Source organism: Actinosynnema sp. NPDC023587, assembly GCF_040640215.1.
Taxonomy (GTDB): Bacteria; Actinomycetota; Actinomycetes; order Mycobacteriales; family Pseudonocardiaceae; genus Actinosynnema.
This window is the reverse complement of record NZ_JBFABG010000002.1, coordinates 37,410-52,961: the sequence shown is the minus strand read 5'-3', so window position 1 is coordinate 52,961 and position 15,552 is coordinate 37,410. Positions and strand designations below refer to the sequence as shown.

Here is a 15,552-nt window from a genome sequence, read left to right as displayed (position 1 = left end):
GGCCCGTCGTCGGCCAGGTCGAGCGTCGAGAGCGATGCCGTCCCGCCGTCCTCCGGTTCGACCGTCGTCATGCAATGCGCGTCCTTCCTGCTGAAGACGTCCGTGCGCAGCCCAGGACCCAGGACCCGTGCCGCCCGGCACCACGGACCGCCTCCGCCCCGGTGTCCGCGCTCCGGCCGGGCAGGCTCGCGCCGTCGCGTCCGCTGGCGTGGCCACGACACCCCCGGCGGCTGCTGTGGACGCCCGTCGACCTGTCCTGTCCGCAGGCGGCTCGACCACGCCTGCACGACGGGCGGGGCCGGCGTCTCGTGTCACCACCCCTTCGCATCCGCGCGGTGGCCCGCGCTCCGCGCTCCTCGTGTCCGTGCCGTGCGGTGTCGTGACGGCGTGCGGGGTGATCTCTGCTGGTGAGAGAGCTGCGTCATCCGGTCGAGTAAATCTGTGCCAGCCGAAGTAGACATTCGGATGCGGCTGTGTGTAGTGTTGTCCTCGTTGACAGAGAAGAGCGGTGACACGGGAGATGACGAACTGCCCGTGGGATCGACAGCAGGACGGTCGGACGTGCTGGGGCCAATCGGTGAACGGGGCTCCTCGGCGGTGGACCATGGGTCGATCGGCGACAGACCGGAGGAACGATCCCGGTGCCGACGACCGGATGAAGTAGTGAAGCAGTTCGAGTCGTAAAGCAGTTGCGATGTGCAGTGCAGTAACGCAAGTGCAGTAACGCAAGTGCAGTAACGCAAGTGCAGTGCGGTCAGGTCTGTCGGAGCCGAGCAGTGGACGGGGCTCTTGGCAGGTGGCCGGGATGGTCGGTGAAGTGATTCCGGCATGTGCATCAGGACCGGTGCCGACCGTCACGTGAGAACGCAAGTCGCAGTGATCAGAGGAGAAGGGAAGGGTTGCACACCATCGGATCGCCCGGTCTCGGCTGGACTCGGCCGGACGGGTACCGCGGTTCCATCTGAACGAGAGGTGGTCTTCGGTCAAGCACACGCGATCCCCGCAACACCCGCTGCTAGTACGGGTTGCGCGGACAGAGGAAGCCGGTCTCACGGCCAGCTAGGTGGAAGTGGAATCCAACAACCCCGGGGCCCCGGCGCTTACTGCGCCGGGGCCCCTCGTGACGCGCAGGCGCGATGACCCCGGAAGAGACCCGCAGACCACGGATTCCGCCGACGAGGACGAGCCGTTGGCCGAACGCACGCCGGCCGGTCGTCGCTTTCGGGTGCCCGACGCGACTTCCCGTCGCCGGGTCCGACAGACCGACGACCACGCGGTCACCGCTCGGCGGACCGCACGGGTGCGGGTGGTCCGCACGGTGCCCGAACCCTGACTGTGCCCGAAACCCCGAAACCCGGTGGGCAATGTCCGCCTGTCCGGGCGCTTGTCGGCGGTGTCGGGTTTCGGTCCCAGGGGAGAGGGGGTCCGGAGCTGTCGAGGTGCCCTGGCTGACACGGTCACTGCCGCAGGCCACGGGCCACGCCGGAACCCGCGCGCCCCTCGGCAGCGGGTGATCGACTTCGACTGCCGCTGTCACGCACGGACCGCTGCTGCGCCGCGGTCACCCGAATCGGGGAGGACCCGGGTCGCGGGCCGTGCCGCACAACCCCGACCGGCGGCCCGGCGGGTGTCGGCGCGCAGGGGACGGGTTCGTGACAACCGCCCTCGACGTGCCGCGCCGACACCCGTCGATCAGAATCACCGCGCCGCCCACAAGTCACGGAGCAGCATCGACCCTGCTGGACATCGTCTGCCGCACGCCTGCCACCGGAAGGCCCGTCGTGAAACACGCCGCACGGCTGCGGAGTGGGCAGTCATGCGGCCGATGTCAACGACGGGCGGAAACGAGGGGCTTCAGCAGCCTGCCGAACTCCATTGCGACTCGGCACCGACCCACACGGTCGAACCGCTGCCTGTGGACGTCCGATAGCGGTTGGAGCCCTCGACCGCCGACCAGTAGAAGCACTGGCCCCAGGTCCATGTTCCCACCGAACTGCCGCCCGAGGCCGCGTTCCACAGGATGAGGGAATCCGCTGTCACTGTGCGGTAGCCGGCGAGGATGCCCGGATCACCGTTCGGTGTGGAGGTCGCCTGTACCGCCGCCCCACCGCCGAACACCAGGAGGAGGACGGCCCCGCCGGTCGCGATCGTCCTGCTGAGGACCTTACGCATGTTCCCCGCTTTCCGTTCGACGTAGAATGGTGTGTCTCTCGGGCAGGTTCCCGGTTCCTGCGCCTTGTGTGTTTTCCCGTTCCGAGGCTATAAGTGCTGCGAGGTGAATTCACTGCTCCACTACGGACATGCCTTTCCGACTTTGGGGTGAGGAAGCCGCTACAGTCCGGAGTCGCAGCCGGCGCGAAAAACGCGACGACAGCGAATACCGTAGATTGCTCACCTCGCCGGTCGAAGTCCTGCCCGCCGAGGTCGCACGACGGATGTGCCGACTGGCAGGCTTCGCTGATCAAGTAGTCGGCGTTCCTGACCAGGGTTACCGAATGTGATCAGGTAAGCCTGCCAGTCTCCACCCCCGGTACAGCCCGGCTCGCGCCGTTCCGCTACAGCCACGTCGATCTGTGGGGCTGCCGGTACTCGTTCCTGTCGCCCACGGTCTGGCCGGCGGGTTGCGGCCTCTTGCGACCCGGACGCGGTCGAAGAGGACGGCAAGTGATCTGGATCAGAACTTGGAGCCGCCGTGGCGCTCGAACACGGCACGGATCGCCGAGAAGATCTCCTTGTCGTGGGCCTGGACCGCCTGCGCCTCCCACTCACGCAGGACCTGTTCCCGCCACGCGGTGTCCTCGCCGGCGGCCTGGAGTCGCTCGCGGCGCGCGTTCGCCACCAGCTCGGCGATGCCGGCGGCGAACTCGGCGATGAGCCGTCCTGTTCGGACTCCACGCTCCAAGCCTGCGCCGCTATGCCGAGGCTGTCCGGATTCCCCGGCACAGCAGGGAAATCGGCACGTGTGTTGTTACTGTTCAGGCACTGCCGCCGCGCTCGCTTCCGAGCCTGGCGGCAGGCTCACCGGGCGGTAGGGATCTGCCACCCGGAGTTCCAGCCCGGGAACTTCGTGGTGAAGACCGCGCTGTCGAGTTCGAGGGTGCGGGCGGCCGGGGGCGAACAGTGCCCTGTAGTCGGCATCGGGTGAATCCAGCGTCCACTTGCGTCTGCGACCGTCCACGACCAGCAGCAGTCCCCAGCGCGCCGGGGTGCTGCCTGCGAGCTCGGCCAGGCGCGCCGACGCTCAGCCGCACGCAGGTATTCATGGCCGATCCTGCTGAACCCGGCGACGGTCATCGGAAAGCTCGGAGTTCCCGAAGGGCCACCAGAAGCACCTCACGCGCGCCATCAGGACGCCTTGCCCCGCAACGCCGCACCAGTGCACAGCACGCCGTCGACCCGCTGGATGAACTTCAGCGGCGAGCCACCGAAATGCGCGCGGATGCGGTCGTTGACCGCACGGATCTCGTGGCCTGGCAGGAAATCCCGGCCGCCGACCGAGCCGCACCCGCAGGACCGTTGCAGGAACGGCTGTGCTTCGGGGAGTTCGCAGCAGCCGATCGGGTTCTGCGAGCCGTTGACCACCGGGTCGGGCCGACCGAGGTAGGCCGCGCGCACCGGAGTCCTCGCTCAGGACGTGGCCTTCCAGGGCGGCACGGGGGCCGCTGGGGGTGTCGTGGACGGTGGTGCCGGGGATCTCGGCGACGGCGCGCACCGTCCCTTCGCCGACGATGACGGCGAAACGCCGGCGGACTGCCTTGTCCTGGACATCTTCCATACGCCCCGGCCCGCCTCCCACGCTTCCTCTTCGGTCATGCGCGGGAAGTAGCCGACGAACTCCTTCGACAGAGGGTCGCCTGGCACTGTCTCGTAGCTACCGGGCTTGAGCCGGACCGCCGCCGGTTCGAGGTTCAGTTCGGGGAAGAACTTCGGTCTCGGGGCGCTGCATGTACTCCATCGCCGCGATGAACTTCGGGTCGCCGAAACGCCGCTGCATCTCCTCGGGCGTCACGTCCTCGATACGGGTCTGGATCCACCACACGTTGCCGAACGGGTCGCGCACGCGCCCGACCAGGTCGCCGAAGGCCAGATGGGTGACCTCCGAGATGGAGACGCCTCCCGCGCCGACCGCCTGGCAGTGCACGGCGTGGGCGTCTTCGACGTACAGCCGGAGGAACGCGGGCGTCGCCGGCCAACTCGGGTCGCCGTCGAAGAGCATCACGATCGCGTCGCCGATGCGGACCTCCGCGTGTCCGATCACCCCGCGGGCGTCGGCCACCCGGCCCAGTTCCTCGGCTCCGAACGCCTTGCAGAGGTAGTCGATGACCGCGGCCGTGTCGCGGGAGATGATCCACGGCGTGACGGTCGTGTAGCCATCGGGGATCGCCTTGACGGACATATCGGGTGGCTCCTCTAGTTGCGGGAAATGTGCCGCCGACACTACTGCCGTGCAGGTCAGGTTCTGACCCACACGGCCCGAGGTTTCTGGGCTACAACGTCACATCCTCCTGCCCAACCCTCCGCGCTTACGAGGCCGCGCACGCTCGCCCTCAACCGCTCCTGAAGACACCCGAGCAGCGATTGCCCGGTCAACCGGCGGCCGATCGTGGCCAGGAACCGGTGCCGCTCCGCCGGAAGCACCGACATCTCCAGGGTGTCCGCGCCCAAGCCCCGCAGGAACTCCAGCTTGCCCACCACCGCGGGCGAGGCTTCCACCGGCCCGGTGGACAACCACCGCAACCGGATCATCTTCAACTTCGGATCCACCACCAGCAGTCCGTCCAGTGCGGCACACCGGTCGTCGGTGAACTCGTGCGCCAGCCGGTCGAAGGTCTCCCGCAGGGCCTCCGCGCGGACATGAGCGACCCGCTTCGCGATCGTCACCGGGCCGGGCCGGACGAGGGAGGCACCTGGCATGACCTACACGCTGGACGTGTACCTGTACCGGGACGACAACCGCGCCGACACCCCGTTCACGGCGGGCTCGGACGCCGAGCTGGACGAGCTGCTGGAGTTCGCGCTCACCACCGACCAGTCGCACCCCACGCAGATCATCGCCCACGAACGCCCTCGCGTCGGACCGTTGCAGCGACCCGACCACCTGATCAAGATCGCCCTGAACGTCCCCCAGCGGGTCGGCGCGATCCTGTACCTCGGCCCCGACGCCTGGACGTCCTCTCCCGTCGACCCGGATCGCACCGCCGTCTGGGTGACCAGGGCTGACACCCCCTCGACGACGCCCCCGACCTGTTCGTCGACCGCGTCACCGAGCGGACCTTCCACGCCGACGCCGTACTGCCCTTCAACCGGGTACGCGAGGCGCTGCACGAGTTCCGCCGGACCGGCGAACGACCCACCTGCGTGGACTGGCAGCCCGCACCCGACCAGGTCTACTGACACGGCGCGCCTCCTGATCCGAGGCCCGGCCCTCCACGGCGCACCCCAAGCGACGCCTCAGTTCCATGGTCACCCGCCTGGGTGGTTCTCGAATCACGGAGTCGATCATCGGCGCGTGGTTTCGCGTGACGCCGCTCGTGACGCGAAGCGGAGCCAAACCCAGGTGCGTACGGGGCGGAAGCGATCTGGGGCATGGCCGTGGTTCCAGGTAAAGGCCGATGTAGTCGGCGGCAGTCGCCCACAAGGCAACCGTGACGAATTGCCTGTACGAGTACTACACGGACGGAACGTGGCGTCGGAAGGCTTGTGACACGGAGCCCGGCATCTACCCCGGTGGCGGTAGCGGCAACCGCTCCGCGGCCAACCGTCCGTGCGACTCCACCGGCCAAGCCATCTCGTGGCGCAATCGAGTTGATGTTGACGTGGACGACGAGTGGGACAGCTCAGAGGTGTTTGAGCGACAGGCTACTGTGAACTGCTTGGTCACCGGACCCGATCAGTAGCGAGGCAGTCCAGTGGACAGCAATGAAGCTCGGCCAGGGCTGGTACAGGGTTCCCGCGGCGTCGCGGGGACCCTGTACGCCGCGCTCTACGGTGAGTTGACTCCGCGTCCCGACCGGGCTCCGGACACCGATCGCGACCCTTACATCCAGTTCCACGACCGGGCGCAGGCGATGGGCTGGCTCGACGGTCTATGGGGCATGAACGACGCCGGACTTGAGCATCCCCTTGCTGCGCAAGGGTCTTCGCTGGTCGCCTGGTTCCAAGTAGGCGTTGATTCGGTGCCCAGCGACCGGCCGTTGCCGGTACAGCCGTTCCTCCGTTGCGCCGGTGATGTCACAGCGCGGCTCGGCACGTTGCGACTCCAGACGGTACAAGTACTGTTGCCGGCGCAGAGCCTGGATATCACGGAACGCCCCCAGCAATCCCGGATGCCGTCGCTGTCCACGGCCGCCTGGTTTAACGACGTGCGATCCGCAACGTCTGTGCACGTCACCGTGGACAGTGGTCAGGATCCGATTTTTCCCGTAGTGGCGCAACGGATACACCGTTGGCTGGGTCAACTGGACCAGAGTGTCTTCCGATGCGATTCCCTGGCCGAGCGGGATCCCCTGCCGCCACCCCTGCCCGACACAGTCTGGCTCGGCCCGCCGCGTCACCGCGTGACTTTTCAAGGCACCCTGACCGAGTGGTCATTGGATGCGATTGGCTGGCTCGGCGGTTTCGTCGCAGACCTGGCAGCCAGGGAGGGTGCGGGGGTTCCGCTACTGCTCACCGTGGGTCGTTCAACGCCTTCGCGGTGAGGATCGACGTATGGCCGTTTTGGCCCATCGGTTTGCAGGGCACCGTGAAGCCGACACCTCGCGCCAGTCCCGCCTGGCGGATCACCGACGCGAGCGTGTCGCGCTTCATCGTGCCGCGCATTGGCGTGATGACTGCGGGCCGCCAGGGTGGCGGTAGGCACCGTGGCTGCCCCGTGCGGGTGTGTTCGACGCCGGATGGTTCAGAACTCGGGTGATCTTGTGGGCAGGAGCCTCGAAAGGGCTGGGCTCACATGGCCAGCGTCAGAGTCGTAGCCCTCAAAAACAAGATCAATTTACTGTTTATGCTGGTAGAGCGCTCGGTGCAACGGGTAGTCGCACCGCCCTCCGGAAGTGGGTGCGCAGGTTCGAACCCTGTCGGGGCACAACCGGATGACCTGGCCGTCGAAAACTCGAAGGCCCTCCGTGAAACCCGCGCCGTGACGTCAGTCAGGACGCGGGTTTCAGCTTTTGGTCCTCCCGGTGGAGGTCCGGGTCAGCGGTGCAGGGTGACGATGGAGATGGTGGACGAGCCGGAGTTGGCGACCAGGATGTAGCGGTTGCCGGGGCCGGGGGCGGACCAGTGGGGGTCGGTGCCGACGGGCACTTCGCCGAGGACCTTGTTGGTGCGGGTGTCGAAGGTGCTCACCGAGTTGGAGCCGGAGTTGACGACGTAGGCGATCCGGCCGCCGGCGGCGAGGGTGATGCCCCTGGGGGTGCGGCCGACGGCGATGGTCGCGGTGACGGTGCGGGTGCGCACGTCGATGACGGAGATCGTGCCGCCGAGGGCGTTGCTGACGTAGGCGGTCCGTCCGTCGGGGGTGATCAGGACACCGCGCGGCTCGTCGCCGACCGGGATGGTGGCGATCTTGGTGTGGGTGGCGGTGTCGACGACGGAGAGGGTGTCGGAGTCGGAGTCGGCCACGTAGGCGTGTCGGCCGCCGTGGGTGAAGGCGATGCCGCGTGGTGCTGTGCCTACCGGGATGGTGTGGGTGACGGTCCGGGTGCGGGTGTCGATCACGCTGACCGCGTTGGACGCGGTGCTGCTGATCCAGACTTCGCTGCCGTCCGGCTTGAGGGCACCCAGGCGGGGTGCGGTGCCGACGGGGATGGTCTTGACGACGGTCCGCGTGGTCGTGTCGATCACGCTGACTTCGTTGGAGTCGCGGTTGGAGACGTAGACGAATCGACCGGTGCGGTCGAACACGACGCCGTAGGGGAACTTGCCGACGGAAATCCTGGTGACCTCGGTGCGGCGGCGGGGGTCGATCACCGAGACGTCGTCGGAACCGCCGTTGGCGACGTAGGCCAGCTCGTAGTCGGGGGTGAACGCGACCATGCGGGTGTTGGGCCCGGTGGGGATGGTGCCGATCACGGTCGGTTGCCCCTTCGAGGCACCGGCGTCGGCGTCGGTGGTCGCGGTGGCCGTGGCGGTGGCCGGTGTCGCGAGGAGCAGCAGTGCGGTGGCGAGCGGAAGCAGACGACGCATCGGGGTCCCTCCTACGTGGTGGGTCGGGACTGGCGCAGGCGGTCACGGGCCAGGGCGTAGACGCCCGCGCCGAGGATGAGCGCGAGCGGCAGCACGTAATCGCCGTCGCGTTCGACGAATTGGAATATTTCCTGCCCGGCGAGTGGTCGGAGCAGTTCGGTGAACAGTTTCCAGGCGAGGACGAACCACAGCAGCGGTGCGGCGGCCCGGACCAGTACGGCTATCCCGAGCAGGATTTCGAACCAACCAAAAATGGTCATCAGGTGGGCGGCGTCGACGGTGCCGCGATCGAGCCCGAAGAAGGCGAAGTACTGGTAGAAGTAGGTTTTGTTCTCGACGACGGCGAATCCGCCGTGGCCGATCAGGAGGAGGGCGAGCCCGCCCCGGGCGGCCCAGTGGGCGGCGACGTGGGCGCGGTCGGAGACGGCGGTCGGGGCGTCGGCGCGGGTGAACCAGCGGCGCGGTGACCACCCGCCGCCGCCGACCAGGATCAGCAGCGCCAGAGGCATCCCGTAGTTGCCGCCGCGCTCCAGGAACTCCCACCAGCCCTCGCCGACGGCGGGCCGCAGCAGGGCGGTGAACACGCCCCACACGGTGGCGTGCAGCAGCACGATCCGCAGTGGGAAGAACAACACGACCAACCCGACGGTGATGTCCACGGCACCGGTGACGTACATCAGGTAGTCGACCGCGGCGTCGGGGGAGATGCCGAACAGGTCGTAGTAGGGCAGCCACGCCCGCGACCGGCTCAGGCCGGCCCAGCCGTGGCCGAGGTATTCGATCGCGACGCCGACGCGCAGCAGCCAGTACAGCTTCGTGGTGACCGGTGCCTGCCCCCATTTCTGCCGGAGCGTTCCGCCGTCACCCGTCCTGGTGATCTGATTTGTCACGGTTCCCCCATTCCGAGGGGTGGCATGTTCGATGCGATCGAACGTACACAGCGACCTCGGTGGCAGAATGGGCACAACGCAGTAACTTCGGAAGTCATTCGGAACGGGTGTGCCGCCATGCTAATGAAAAAATGTCCGCGGTGGTATTCGGTCGGTGTCGGGAAAGCGCGCTCGCGGGGTGCGGGCGTATTCGCACGCCGTCCGGCGGGGATGTCCCGGCGGTCCGCGCGGGGGTGCGGGTGTGGTGGGGTTTCCGCAGTTGCGTCGGGCTCGGGGCCTCCCAGGTGTCGCCGGGTCGTTGACTCATGTAAGCACCTCAGCGAGGATTGCCTCAATGGAAAATGACATCACGCTTCGTAGCCGGGCAGCGGTGCACCACGCGTTGGCCGACCCGGTCCGGTTGGGGATCGTCGACCTGCTGGCGGTCGGCGACCGGTCGCCCGGCGAGTTGGCGCGGCGGTTCGACCTCACGTCCAATCTGTTGGCACACCACCTGAAGGTGCTCCGGGAGGTCGGTCTGGTGACCCGTTCGCAGTCCTACGCGGACGGCCGCCGCGCGTACGTCCGACTGCTCCCCGCCGTGCTCGACGGCCTCCGCCCCACCCCGTCGGTCACCGCGCCCAGGGTGGTGTTCGTCTGCACCCGCAACGCCGCGCGCTCACCGTTGGCCGCCGCTGCCTGGAGCGCGCGCAGCCGCATCCCGGCCACCTCGGCGGGCACCCACCCCGGGCCGCGCCTCAACCCGCGCGCGGTCGCCGCCGCCCACCGGCACGGCCTGGCGCTCGGACGTGACGGCACCGCCCACGTCGGCGACGTGATCGAACCCGAGGACCTCGTGGTGGCGGTGTGCGACAAGGCCTACGAAGAGGTGGGGCCGTCGGACCGGTGGGTGCACTGGTCGGTGCCCGACCCGGGTCCGGTGGACACCGACGAGGTCTTCGAGGTCGTGCTGTCCCTGCTCACCGAGCGCGTGGACCGGCTGGCGACGATCGCGGAGGCGTCGTGAACCGGGTCGGCCTGGCCACGATCGCCCGCGAGTGGGGCAGCCTGGGGTGCGTCGGGTTCGGCGGCCCGCCCGCGCACATCGCGCTGCTCCGCGACCTGTGCGTGCGCCGGAAGAAGTGGTTGGGCGAGAAGGACTTCGAGGACGACATCGCGGTCACCAACCTGCTGCCCGGTCCGGCGTCCACCCAGTTGGCGATCCTGTGCGCCTGGCGGCTGCGCGGCACGAGCGGCGCGCTGGTGGGCGGCTTCTGCTTCATCGTCCCGGGACTGGTGCTGATCCTGGCCCTGGCGGCGCTCTTCCTGTCCGCACAGCCACCGCTCTGGGTACTGGGGGCGGCGGTCGGCGCGGGGGCGGCCGTCCCCGCCGTGGCGGCGCACGCGGCGTGGGGCCTGATCCCCGGCAGTTGGAAACGGGCGGGGGCCGGGACTTCCGCACGGGCGCGGTGGTGCGCCTACGTCCTGGTCGGTGCCGTGGCCGCCGCGATCACCGGGCCGTGGCTGGTGGTCGTGCTGGTCGTGGCCGGGTTGGTCGAGGTCGCGGTGCGGGTGCCCTCGGGTCGTGCGCCGGCGGTGCTGCCGGTGATCGCGTTGCCGGCGGCGGTCGGTGGGCTGCCCGCCGTGGCGTGGGTCGCGGCCAAGGTCGGCGCGTTGTCCTACGGCGGCGGGTTCGTGATCATCCCGATGATGCGTCACGACGCCGTGACCACGTACGGCTGGATGACCGACGCGCAGTTCCTCGACGCCGTGGCGCTGGGCCAGGTCACCCCGGGCCCGGTGGTGCAGACCGTGGCCGTGGTCGGCTACGCGGCGGCCGGTCTGTGGGGCGGGCTGCTGGCGGCGTTCGTCGCGTTCGCGCCTTCGTTCGTGATGATCATCTTCGGTGGCCCGCGCCTGGAACGCCTGCGGGACAACGAGAAGGCCCAGGCGTTCCTCACCGGGGCCGGGGCCGCGGCCATCGGCGCGATCGCCGGCACCGTCTTCCCGCTCACCGCCGCCCTGCACACGCCGTGGCAGTACGGTCTGCTGGCCGCTGCCGCGCTGTGGCTGCTCGCCCTGCGCCGAGGCGTGGTCACCGCCCTCGTCGGCGCGGGCGTGATCGGAGCACTCGTCACCCTCGCCGGCTGACCGCACCACCGGACGGAGGCAGCGTGGACCACGACTGCCCCTGTTGCGCCCCAACCGGACCACCACTCGGCGGCTGGGGTGCACACCGACGAACACTGGACGGATTGGTGTCCGGGGTCGGGTCCGGCAAAGGCGGACGACCAACCCCGAGGCGACCTCGTCCACCGCGTGCGGGCGGCGACCGGCGCACGGTATGCGAGTGTGCCGTGGTCAACAGGCCGAGGTCCACGGCGTCGCGACTCACGCAGGCGGCGGGGAACCGGGAGTGCGTGACGAGGTGGTGATCAGCCAACGGGCCCCGCGCCACCCGCTCCACGACATGTACAGCCCTGCTGCGAGCGCGGTGATCACCAGCCCCGACCACCACTTTTCTTCCTCGTGTTCCGCCGTCGTCGGGCCCAACGCTCTCGTGGGATCGACCAGCAGTTCGAACCGCCCGCCCACCTCGGCCTGTGGAGACGGGCTGAAATAGGTCGTCGGGTACCCGCCCGCGCACTCCAGGTCGTGCTCGGTCGCCGGTGTCGAGGTGTCCCCCGTCGCCGCGGCGAATCCGGCCAGAGCGAGCACCGTGCACTCCACCGCGATGGCGTTGTCGAGAGTCACCCGTGCCCTGGTCGCGGAGATCGGGGCCAGAACCATGGCCATCAACACGGCACTTCCCAGCATCACCGCCGTGACTTCGTGGCGCTCGTCGCTGATCGTCGATCGCAGTCCCGCAACAGCGAGCCCAGCGCCTGCCAGGACGATCAAGCTGCCCAGGACCAGGATGGTCCAGCGCCACCAACCCCATCCGCCCAGGGCGTACAGCAGCACCGAACCGACCACCACGCCGACGATGGCCAGGGGCAGCACCACCGTCAGGAGCACGATCCGCAACACCTTGAAGGCCGGGAACCGCCCTGCCGTCGCCATGGACATCATGATTGCGCAACTGCGGGGGCAGGGGAACAACGTGGGGAGGACTTCCCCGGTCAGTTGTCGTCGAGTTCGCCCAGGGAGACGAGACGCCCTCCGGAGAACCTCCTCGACGACGTCGCGACCGGCTAGTCGTCCGGGGTTGGAATCGTTTGCTGTCAAGCGAACTGCCGGTACGCGGTGGACAGGGGCAGGTCGGCCGCAGTGCTCGCCACGGTCATCCAATCCCGGGAGCCTGCGTCACAAGCCCATCTGCCGGGCCGAATCTCTTGGGCAGCGCGTCGGTATCGGGCTCGTCGACGCCGGCAAGCGCGGATTCGATCCTGTCCTGTCGAACCCCGGATCGTCTCTTCTGCCCTGACGCCGTCCTTCGTGTCACCATGCCGAAGTCCCGAGGGAGGAGTGGAGTCGTTCAGGGTCGCGGTGTGGGGCCGCAACGCTTCAGGGGTGGATGCGGCCCGGGGCGAGGAGCAGTGGTCGAAGGTCGTCCTGGGGTGCGACGCGCCTTAACCCCGGCGACCGGGGACAAGCCATCCATCGTCACGTCGCCGTCTGACACCGCATCGTGGGCGGATCGTGCACAACGCCACCTACCCGTGTACCGGATCAATCGACACCACGTCCACAAGCTGTGCACTACTCCGCAACCGGCCTCATCAGCGGCGACCGCCGCCGGCCGTCTGTGCCACTCCGGCGAAGACACCACCCTCCGCTCACTGGTGCACCATTCTCGTGTCGGTGATCTTCTGGATCACTGATGCACCCGAGGTGCCGCCGGGTCACCGCCGGCACTGGACCAGTGCCGACCGCGCCCGCCGTAACCTGGTCGCCCACCGCGTCGCGCTCGGCAACAAGCTGCGTGCCCACCTGCAACGCGCCTTTCCCCGGTGCGGTCGGATTGTTCCGCGAGTTCCGCGACCTCGACAGTTCGATCAGCCTCGCGTTGGCGGCGAAGTCGCAAACGGCGTCGCGCAGTTGTTCGTCGACCGCCCAGCGGAAGTTGACGGCCTGGCCTACGGCCTCGCCAAACACGAAGCGCTCCAACGCCTGCTCAACCGAGATCAGCGATGGCGGCTTGACGCAGGGCTGCTCATGCCACGCCGCCGAGACCGCCTCGCCAGGGAAACCGGACCTCTCCGGGCGCACGTCGGGAAACCCTGGGCGCGTGGTCTGTCTTCACCCCAGGGTCACGCGCACGGTCAGTCCACCCTCAGCTCGAGGTTCGGCCACCACCTTCCCGCCGTGTGCGGCCACCACGGAGGCCACGATCGACAGCCCGAGGCCGACACCGCGGTCCGAACTCGTGCGCTGACCGCTCAGCCGTAGGAACGGCTCGAACAGCGAGTCGATCGCGTCCCGGGGCACGACCGGGCCGGTGTTGGCGATCTCCAACGAGACCTCGCCGCCGACCCGTACCCAGACCTGACCGCCCGGCTTGTTGTGCCGCAACGCGTTCTGCACCAGGTTCACCACCAGTTGCTCCAGCAGCACGCTGTCGCCGACCACCGTGAGAGGGCTCGATTCGAAGTGGAACGCGATCTCGGCGGACTCGTGGGCGGTCAGCACCTCCGTAGTGAGTTCGTCCAAGCGGACGGGCTCGGTGGACGACAGCCCGCGATCACTGCGCGCCAGGACGAGCAGGCCCTCGATCAGCCGTTCGCTGCGGGCGTTCATCTCCATCAACCGACGCCCCAGCCGGACGGTGTCCGGGCTCACGTCGTTCCCGGAGAGCGCGACCTCGATCAGCGTGTGCTGAACCGCCAACGGGGTTCGCAGTTCGTGCGAGGCGTTGGCCACGAACCGCCGCTGGCTGTCGAACGCGTCGGCCAGCCGGTCGAGCATGTCGTCGAACGTGTCCGCCAGGTCGGTCAGCTCGTCGCGTCGCCCGCCCATCGCGAGCCGTTGACGGCTCAGGTCGTCCGCGCCGAGCCGGCGGGCGGCGGTCGCGATCTCGCGCACGGGCCGCAGCATCCGGCCGGCCACGATCCGTCCGAACAGGACCGCCAAGGCGGTCGCGAGCACCAGCGCGGCGGCCGACTGCCCGAGCATCGTGTTCAGGGCGGTCTTGCGGAAGTCCTCCAGTTGGGGGAGGACCTGGAACCGCACGCCGGACTCCAGCGCGGTGACCTCATACCGGCTGTTCACGAACGTCGTGGTCTCCGGCAGGTTGGCAACGACCAGGAAGTAGGTCAGGCTCAACAGGATCAGGCCGCTGAGCAGGAACAGCCCGCCGACCAGGACGCTCAGCCTGGTCCGTACCGACCAGTTCCGCCCGGTCACGAGCCGATCCGGTAGCCGACGCCGGGAACGGTCTCGATCAGCGGCGGAGCCCCCAGCTTGCGGCGCAGCGTCATCATCGTCACGCGGACCACGTTGGTGAACGGGTCGGTGTGCGCGTCCCACGCCTTCTCCAGCAGGTGCTCTGCGCTGACCACCGTTCCGGCAGCGCGCATGAGCACCTCCAGGACCGCGAACTCCTTGCGGGACAACGAGATGTACCGGCCGCTTCGGGAGACCTGGTGCCGCGGCCGGTCCAGTTCGAGGTCCGCTGCGCGCAACACCGGCGACAGGGGAGCGTTCACCCGCCGCGCCAGGGCCTGCACCCGCGCGACCAGCTCGGCGAACGCGAACGGCTTGGTCAGGTAGTCGTCGGCCCCGATGCCCAACCCGTGCACCCGGTCGGTGATGTCACCCGCCGCCGTCAGCATCAGCACGCGGGCACCACCTCGTGCCACCACCGCGCGGCACACGTCGTCGCCGTGCACCCCGGGCAGGTCGCGGTCGAGCACGACCACGTCGTACTCGTGCACCGCGATCGACTCCATCGCCCGGTCCCCGTCCAGGCACACGTCGACCGCCATGGACTGCCGTCGGAGACCCTCGGCAATTGCCTCGGCCATCAACTCTTCGTCCTCGACCACCAGTACCCGCACGTGGCACCCAATCCGGTTTCCGGCTGTCGTCCACGGGTCGGCGCGCACTGCGCGCCGACCCGTGGAGCTGACCTTTCGACGTTATTCTACCGCTCAGCCGCGCGTCTGGAAGTCGACGCTCGTCACGGTCGATCCGGAGCAGTTTCCGTACACGAACCACGCCGCGGGTCGCGGTTGGATCCAGTCGCCGGTGGACGAGGTCCCATTGGCGCAGTAGGTGATGGTGCGCAGCTCACCCGAGTAGCCGGTGCACCACCCCTCCCATCGCCAGCCGAGGTAGGCGGTGATGGTGCAGTCCCAGCTCGCCTCAGGAGCCGCAGCCTGCGCAGCCGGTCTGGCCTGCGCTTCGGCGTTCGGCGAGGCGGACGCCGGAGCTGCGGTGAGCATCGCGGAACCGGCCAGTACGGCCGCCACCGACGCGAATTTTCCGGCCCGCAGGACGGCCTGTTTCATCGACATGATTTCACTCCTCAGTGCGTGCAGAGTTGCCAAAGGGATTC

16 protein-coding genes are annotated in these 15,552 nt (G+C 68.7%); 4 read left to right on the top strand and 12 right to left on the bottom strand.

What is annotated here, in order from left to right:
* Nucleotides 1–1,854: 1,854 nt before the first annotated feature.
* The 5 genes from AB0G01_RS05315 to AB0G01_RS05295 form a co-directional block, all read right to left on the bottom strand.
* Complete coding sequence (locus AB0G01_RS05315) at nucleotides 1,855–2,172, bottom strand: hypothetical protein (protein ID WP_360939975.1); 318 nt, start codon at nucleotides 2,170–2,172, stop codon at nucleotides 1,855–1,857.
* Between the two features lie 502 nt (nucleotides 2,173–2,674).
* Entirely contained in the window at nucleotides 2,675–2,902 is a 228-nt protein-coding gene (locus tag AB0G01_RS05310) for a hypothetical protein (protein WP_360939973.1), read from the bottom strand.
* A gap of 443 nt (nucleotides 2,903–3,345) precedes the next feature.
* The gene (locus tag AB0G01_RS05305; protein WP_360939971.1) at nucleotides 3,346–3,615 is read right to left on the bottom strand and encodes a hypothetical protein; all 270 of its coding nucleotides are present in this window, start codon (nucleotides 3,613–3,615) and stop codon (nucleotides 3,346–3,348) included.
* 256 nt (nucleotides 3,616–3,871) lie between these two features.
* On the bottom strand, nucleotides 3,872–4,468 hold the full coding sequence (locus AB0G01_RS05300; RefSeq protein WP_360939969.1) for a VOC family protein: 597 nt from the start codon (nucleotides 4,466–4,468) through the stop codon (nucleotides 3,872–3,874).
* On the bottom strand, nucleotides 4,453–4,914 hold the full coding sequence (locus AB0G01_RS05295; protein WP_360939967.1) for a hypothetical protein: 462 nt from the start codon (nucleotides 4,912–4,914) through the stop codon (nucleotides 4,453–4,455). Before AB0G01_RS05295 ends, AB0G01_RS05300 begins: the two co-directional genes overlap by 16 nt.
* A 330-nt stretch (nucleotides 4,915–5,244) precedes the next feature.
* Between AB0G01_RS05295 and AB0G01_RS05290 the strand changes: the two genes are divergently transcribed.
* Both AB0G01_RS05290 and AB0G01_RS05285 read left to right on the top strand, forming a co-directional pair.
* Nucleotides 5,245–5,394, top strand: a complete 150-nt coding sequence (locus AB0G01_RS05290; protein ID WP_360941192.1) for an Imm1 family immunity protein — start codon at nucleotides 5,245–5,247, stop codon at nucleotides 5,392–5,394.
* 515 nt (nucleotides 5,395–5,909) lie between these two features.
* A complete protein-coding gene (locus AB0G01_RS05285) occupies nucleotides 5,910–6,698 on the top strand; it encodes a hypothetical protein (protein WP_360939965.1) in 789 nt (262 codons plus the stop codon).
* A gap of 493 nt (nucleotides 6,699–7,191) precedes the next feature.
* Here AB0G01_RS05285 and AB0G01_RS05280 read toward each other — a convergent pair whose 3' ends face one another.
* Both AB0G01_RS05280 and AB0G01_RS05275 read right to left on the bottom strand, forming a co-directional pair.
* Nucleotides 7,192–8,184: a beta-propeller fold lactonase family protein gene (locus tag AB0G01_RS05280; protein ID WP_360939963.1), complete on the bottom strand. Its 993-nt coding sequence runs from the start codon at nucleotides 8,182–8,184 to the stop codon at nucleotides 7,192–7,194.
* Nucleotides 8,185–8,195: 11 nt separating this feature from the next.
* Entirely contained in the window at nucleotides 8,196–9,074 is an 879-nt protein-coding gene (locus tag AB0G01_RS05275) for a hypothetical protein (RefSeq protein ID WP_360939961.1), read from the bottom strand.
* 334 nt (nucleotides 9,075–9,408) lie between these two features.
* Here AB0G01_RS05275 and AB0G01_RS05270 point away from each other — a divergent pair, with 334 nt between their 5' ends.
* On the top strand, nucleotides 9,409–10,080 hold the full coding sequence (locus AB0G01_RS05270; RefSeq protein WP_360939959.1) for a helix-turn-helix domain-containing protein: 672 nt from the start codon (nucleotides 9,409–9,411) through the stop codon (nucleotides 10,078–10,080).
* Nucleotides 10,077–11,204: a chromate efflux transporter gene (gene chrA, locus AB0G01_RS05265; RefSeq protein WP_360939957.1), complete on the top strand. Its 1,128-nt coding sequence runs from the start codon at nucleotides 10,077–10,079 to the stop codon at nucleotides 11,202–11,204. The genes AB0G01_RS05270 and chrA overlap by 4 nt, the downstream gene beginning before the upstream one ends.
* Before the next feature lie 240 nt (nucleotides 11,205–11,444).
* Here chrA and AB0G01_RS05260 read toward each other — a convergent pair whose 3' ends face one another.
* From AB0G01_RS05260 to AB0G01_RS05240, 5 genes are all read right to left on the bottom strand, one after another.
* Complete coding sequence (locus AB0G01_RS05260) at nucleotides 11,445–12,116, bottom strand: hypothetical protein (RefSeq protein ID WP_360939955.1); 672 nt, start codon at nucleotides 12,114–12,116, stop codon at nucleotides 11,445–11,447.
* A gap of 639 nt (nucleotides 12,117–12,755) precedes the next feature.
* Nucleotides 12,756–13,265, bottom strand: a complete 510-nt coding sequence (locus AB0G01_RS05255) for a hypothetical protein (protein ID WP_360939953.1) — start codon at nucleotides 13,263–13,265, stop codon at nucleotides 12,756–12,758.
* A gap of 30 nt (nucleotides 13,266–13,295) precedes the next feature.
* Nucleotides 13,296–14,399: a HAMP domain-containing sensor histidine kinase gene (locus AB0G01_RS05250; protein ID WP_360939951.1), complete on the bottom strand. Its 1,104-nt coding sequence runs from the start codon at nucleotides 14,397–14,399 to the stop codon at nucleotides 13,296–13,298.
* Nucleotides 14,396–15,052: a response regulator transcription factor gene (locus tag AB0G01_RS05245; protein ID WP_360939949.1), complete on the bottom strand. Its 657-nt coding sequence runs from the start codon at nucleotides 15,050–15,052 to the stop codon at nucleotides 14,396–14,398. The genes AB0G01_RS05250 and AB0G01_RS05245 overlap by 4 nt, the downstream gene beginning before the upstream one ends.
* 93 nt (nucleotides 15,053–15,145) lie before the next feature.
* Nucleotides 15,146–15,511 carry a hypothetical protein gene (locus tag AB0G01_RS05240; protein WP_360939947.1) on the bottom strand — a complete coding sequence of 122 codons (366 nt, stop codon included), beginning with the start codon at nucleotides 15,509–15,511 and terminating at the stop codon, nucleotides 15,146–15,148.
* Nucleotides 15,512–15,552 lie beyond the last annotated feature (41 nt).

Bases quoted from the DNA above. Each gene is read 5' to 3' on its own strand.
- AB0G01_RS05315 (WP_360939975.1), bottom strand. From the start codon at position 2,172: ATGCGTAAGGTCCTCAGCAGGACGATCGCGACCGGCGGGGCCGTCCTC.
- AB0G01_RS05295 (WP_360939967.1), bottom strand. From the start codon at position 4,914: ATGCCAGGTGCCTCCCTCGTCCGGCCCGGCCCGGTGACGATCGCGAAG.
- AB0G01_RS05280 (WP_360939963.1), bottom strand. From the start codon at position 8,184: ATGCGTCGTCTGCTTCCGCTCGCCACCGCACTGCTGCTCCTCGCGACA.
- AB0G01_RS05270 (WP_360939959.1), top strand. From the start codon at position 9,409: ATGGAAAATGACATCACGCTTCGTAGCCGGGCAGCGGTGCACCACGCG.
- AB0G01_RS05260 (WP_360939955.1), bottom strand. From the start codon at position 12,116: ATGGCGACGGCAGGGCGGTTCCCGGCCTTCAAGGTGTTGCGGATCGTG.
- AB0G01_RS05240 (WP_360939947.1), bottom strand. From the start codon at position 15,511: ATGTCGATGAAACAGGCCGTCCTGCGGGCCGGAAAATTCGCGTCGGTG.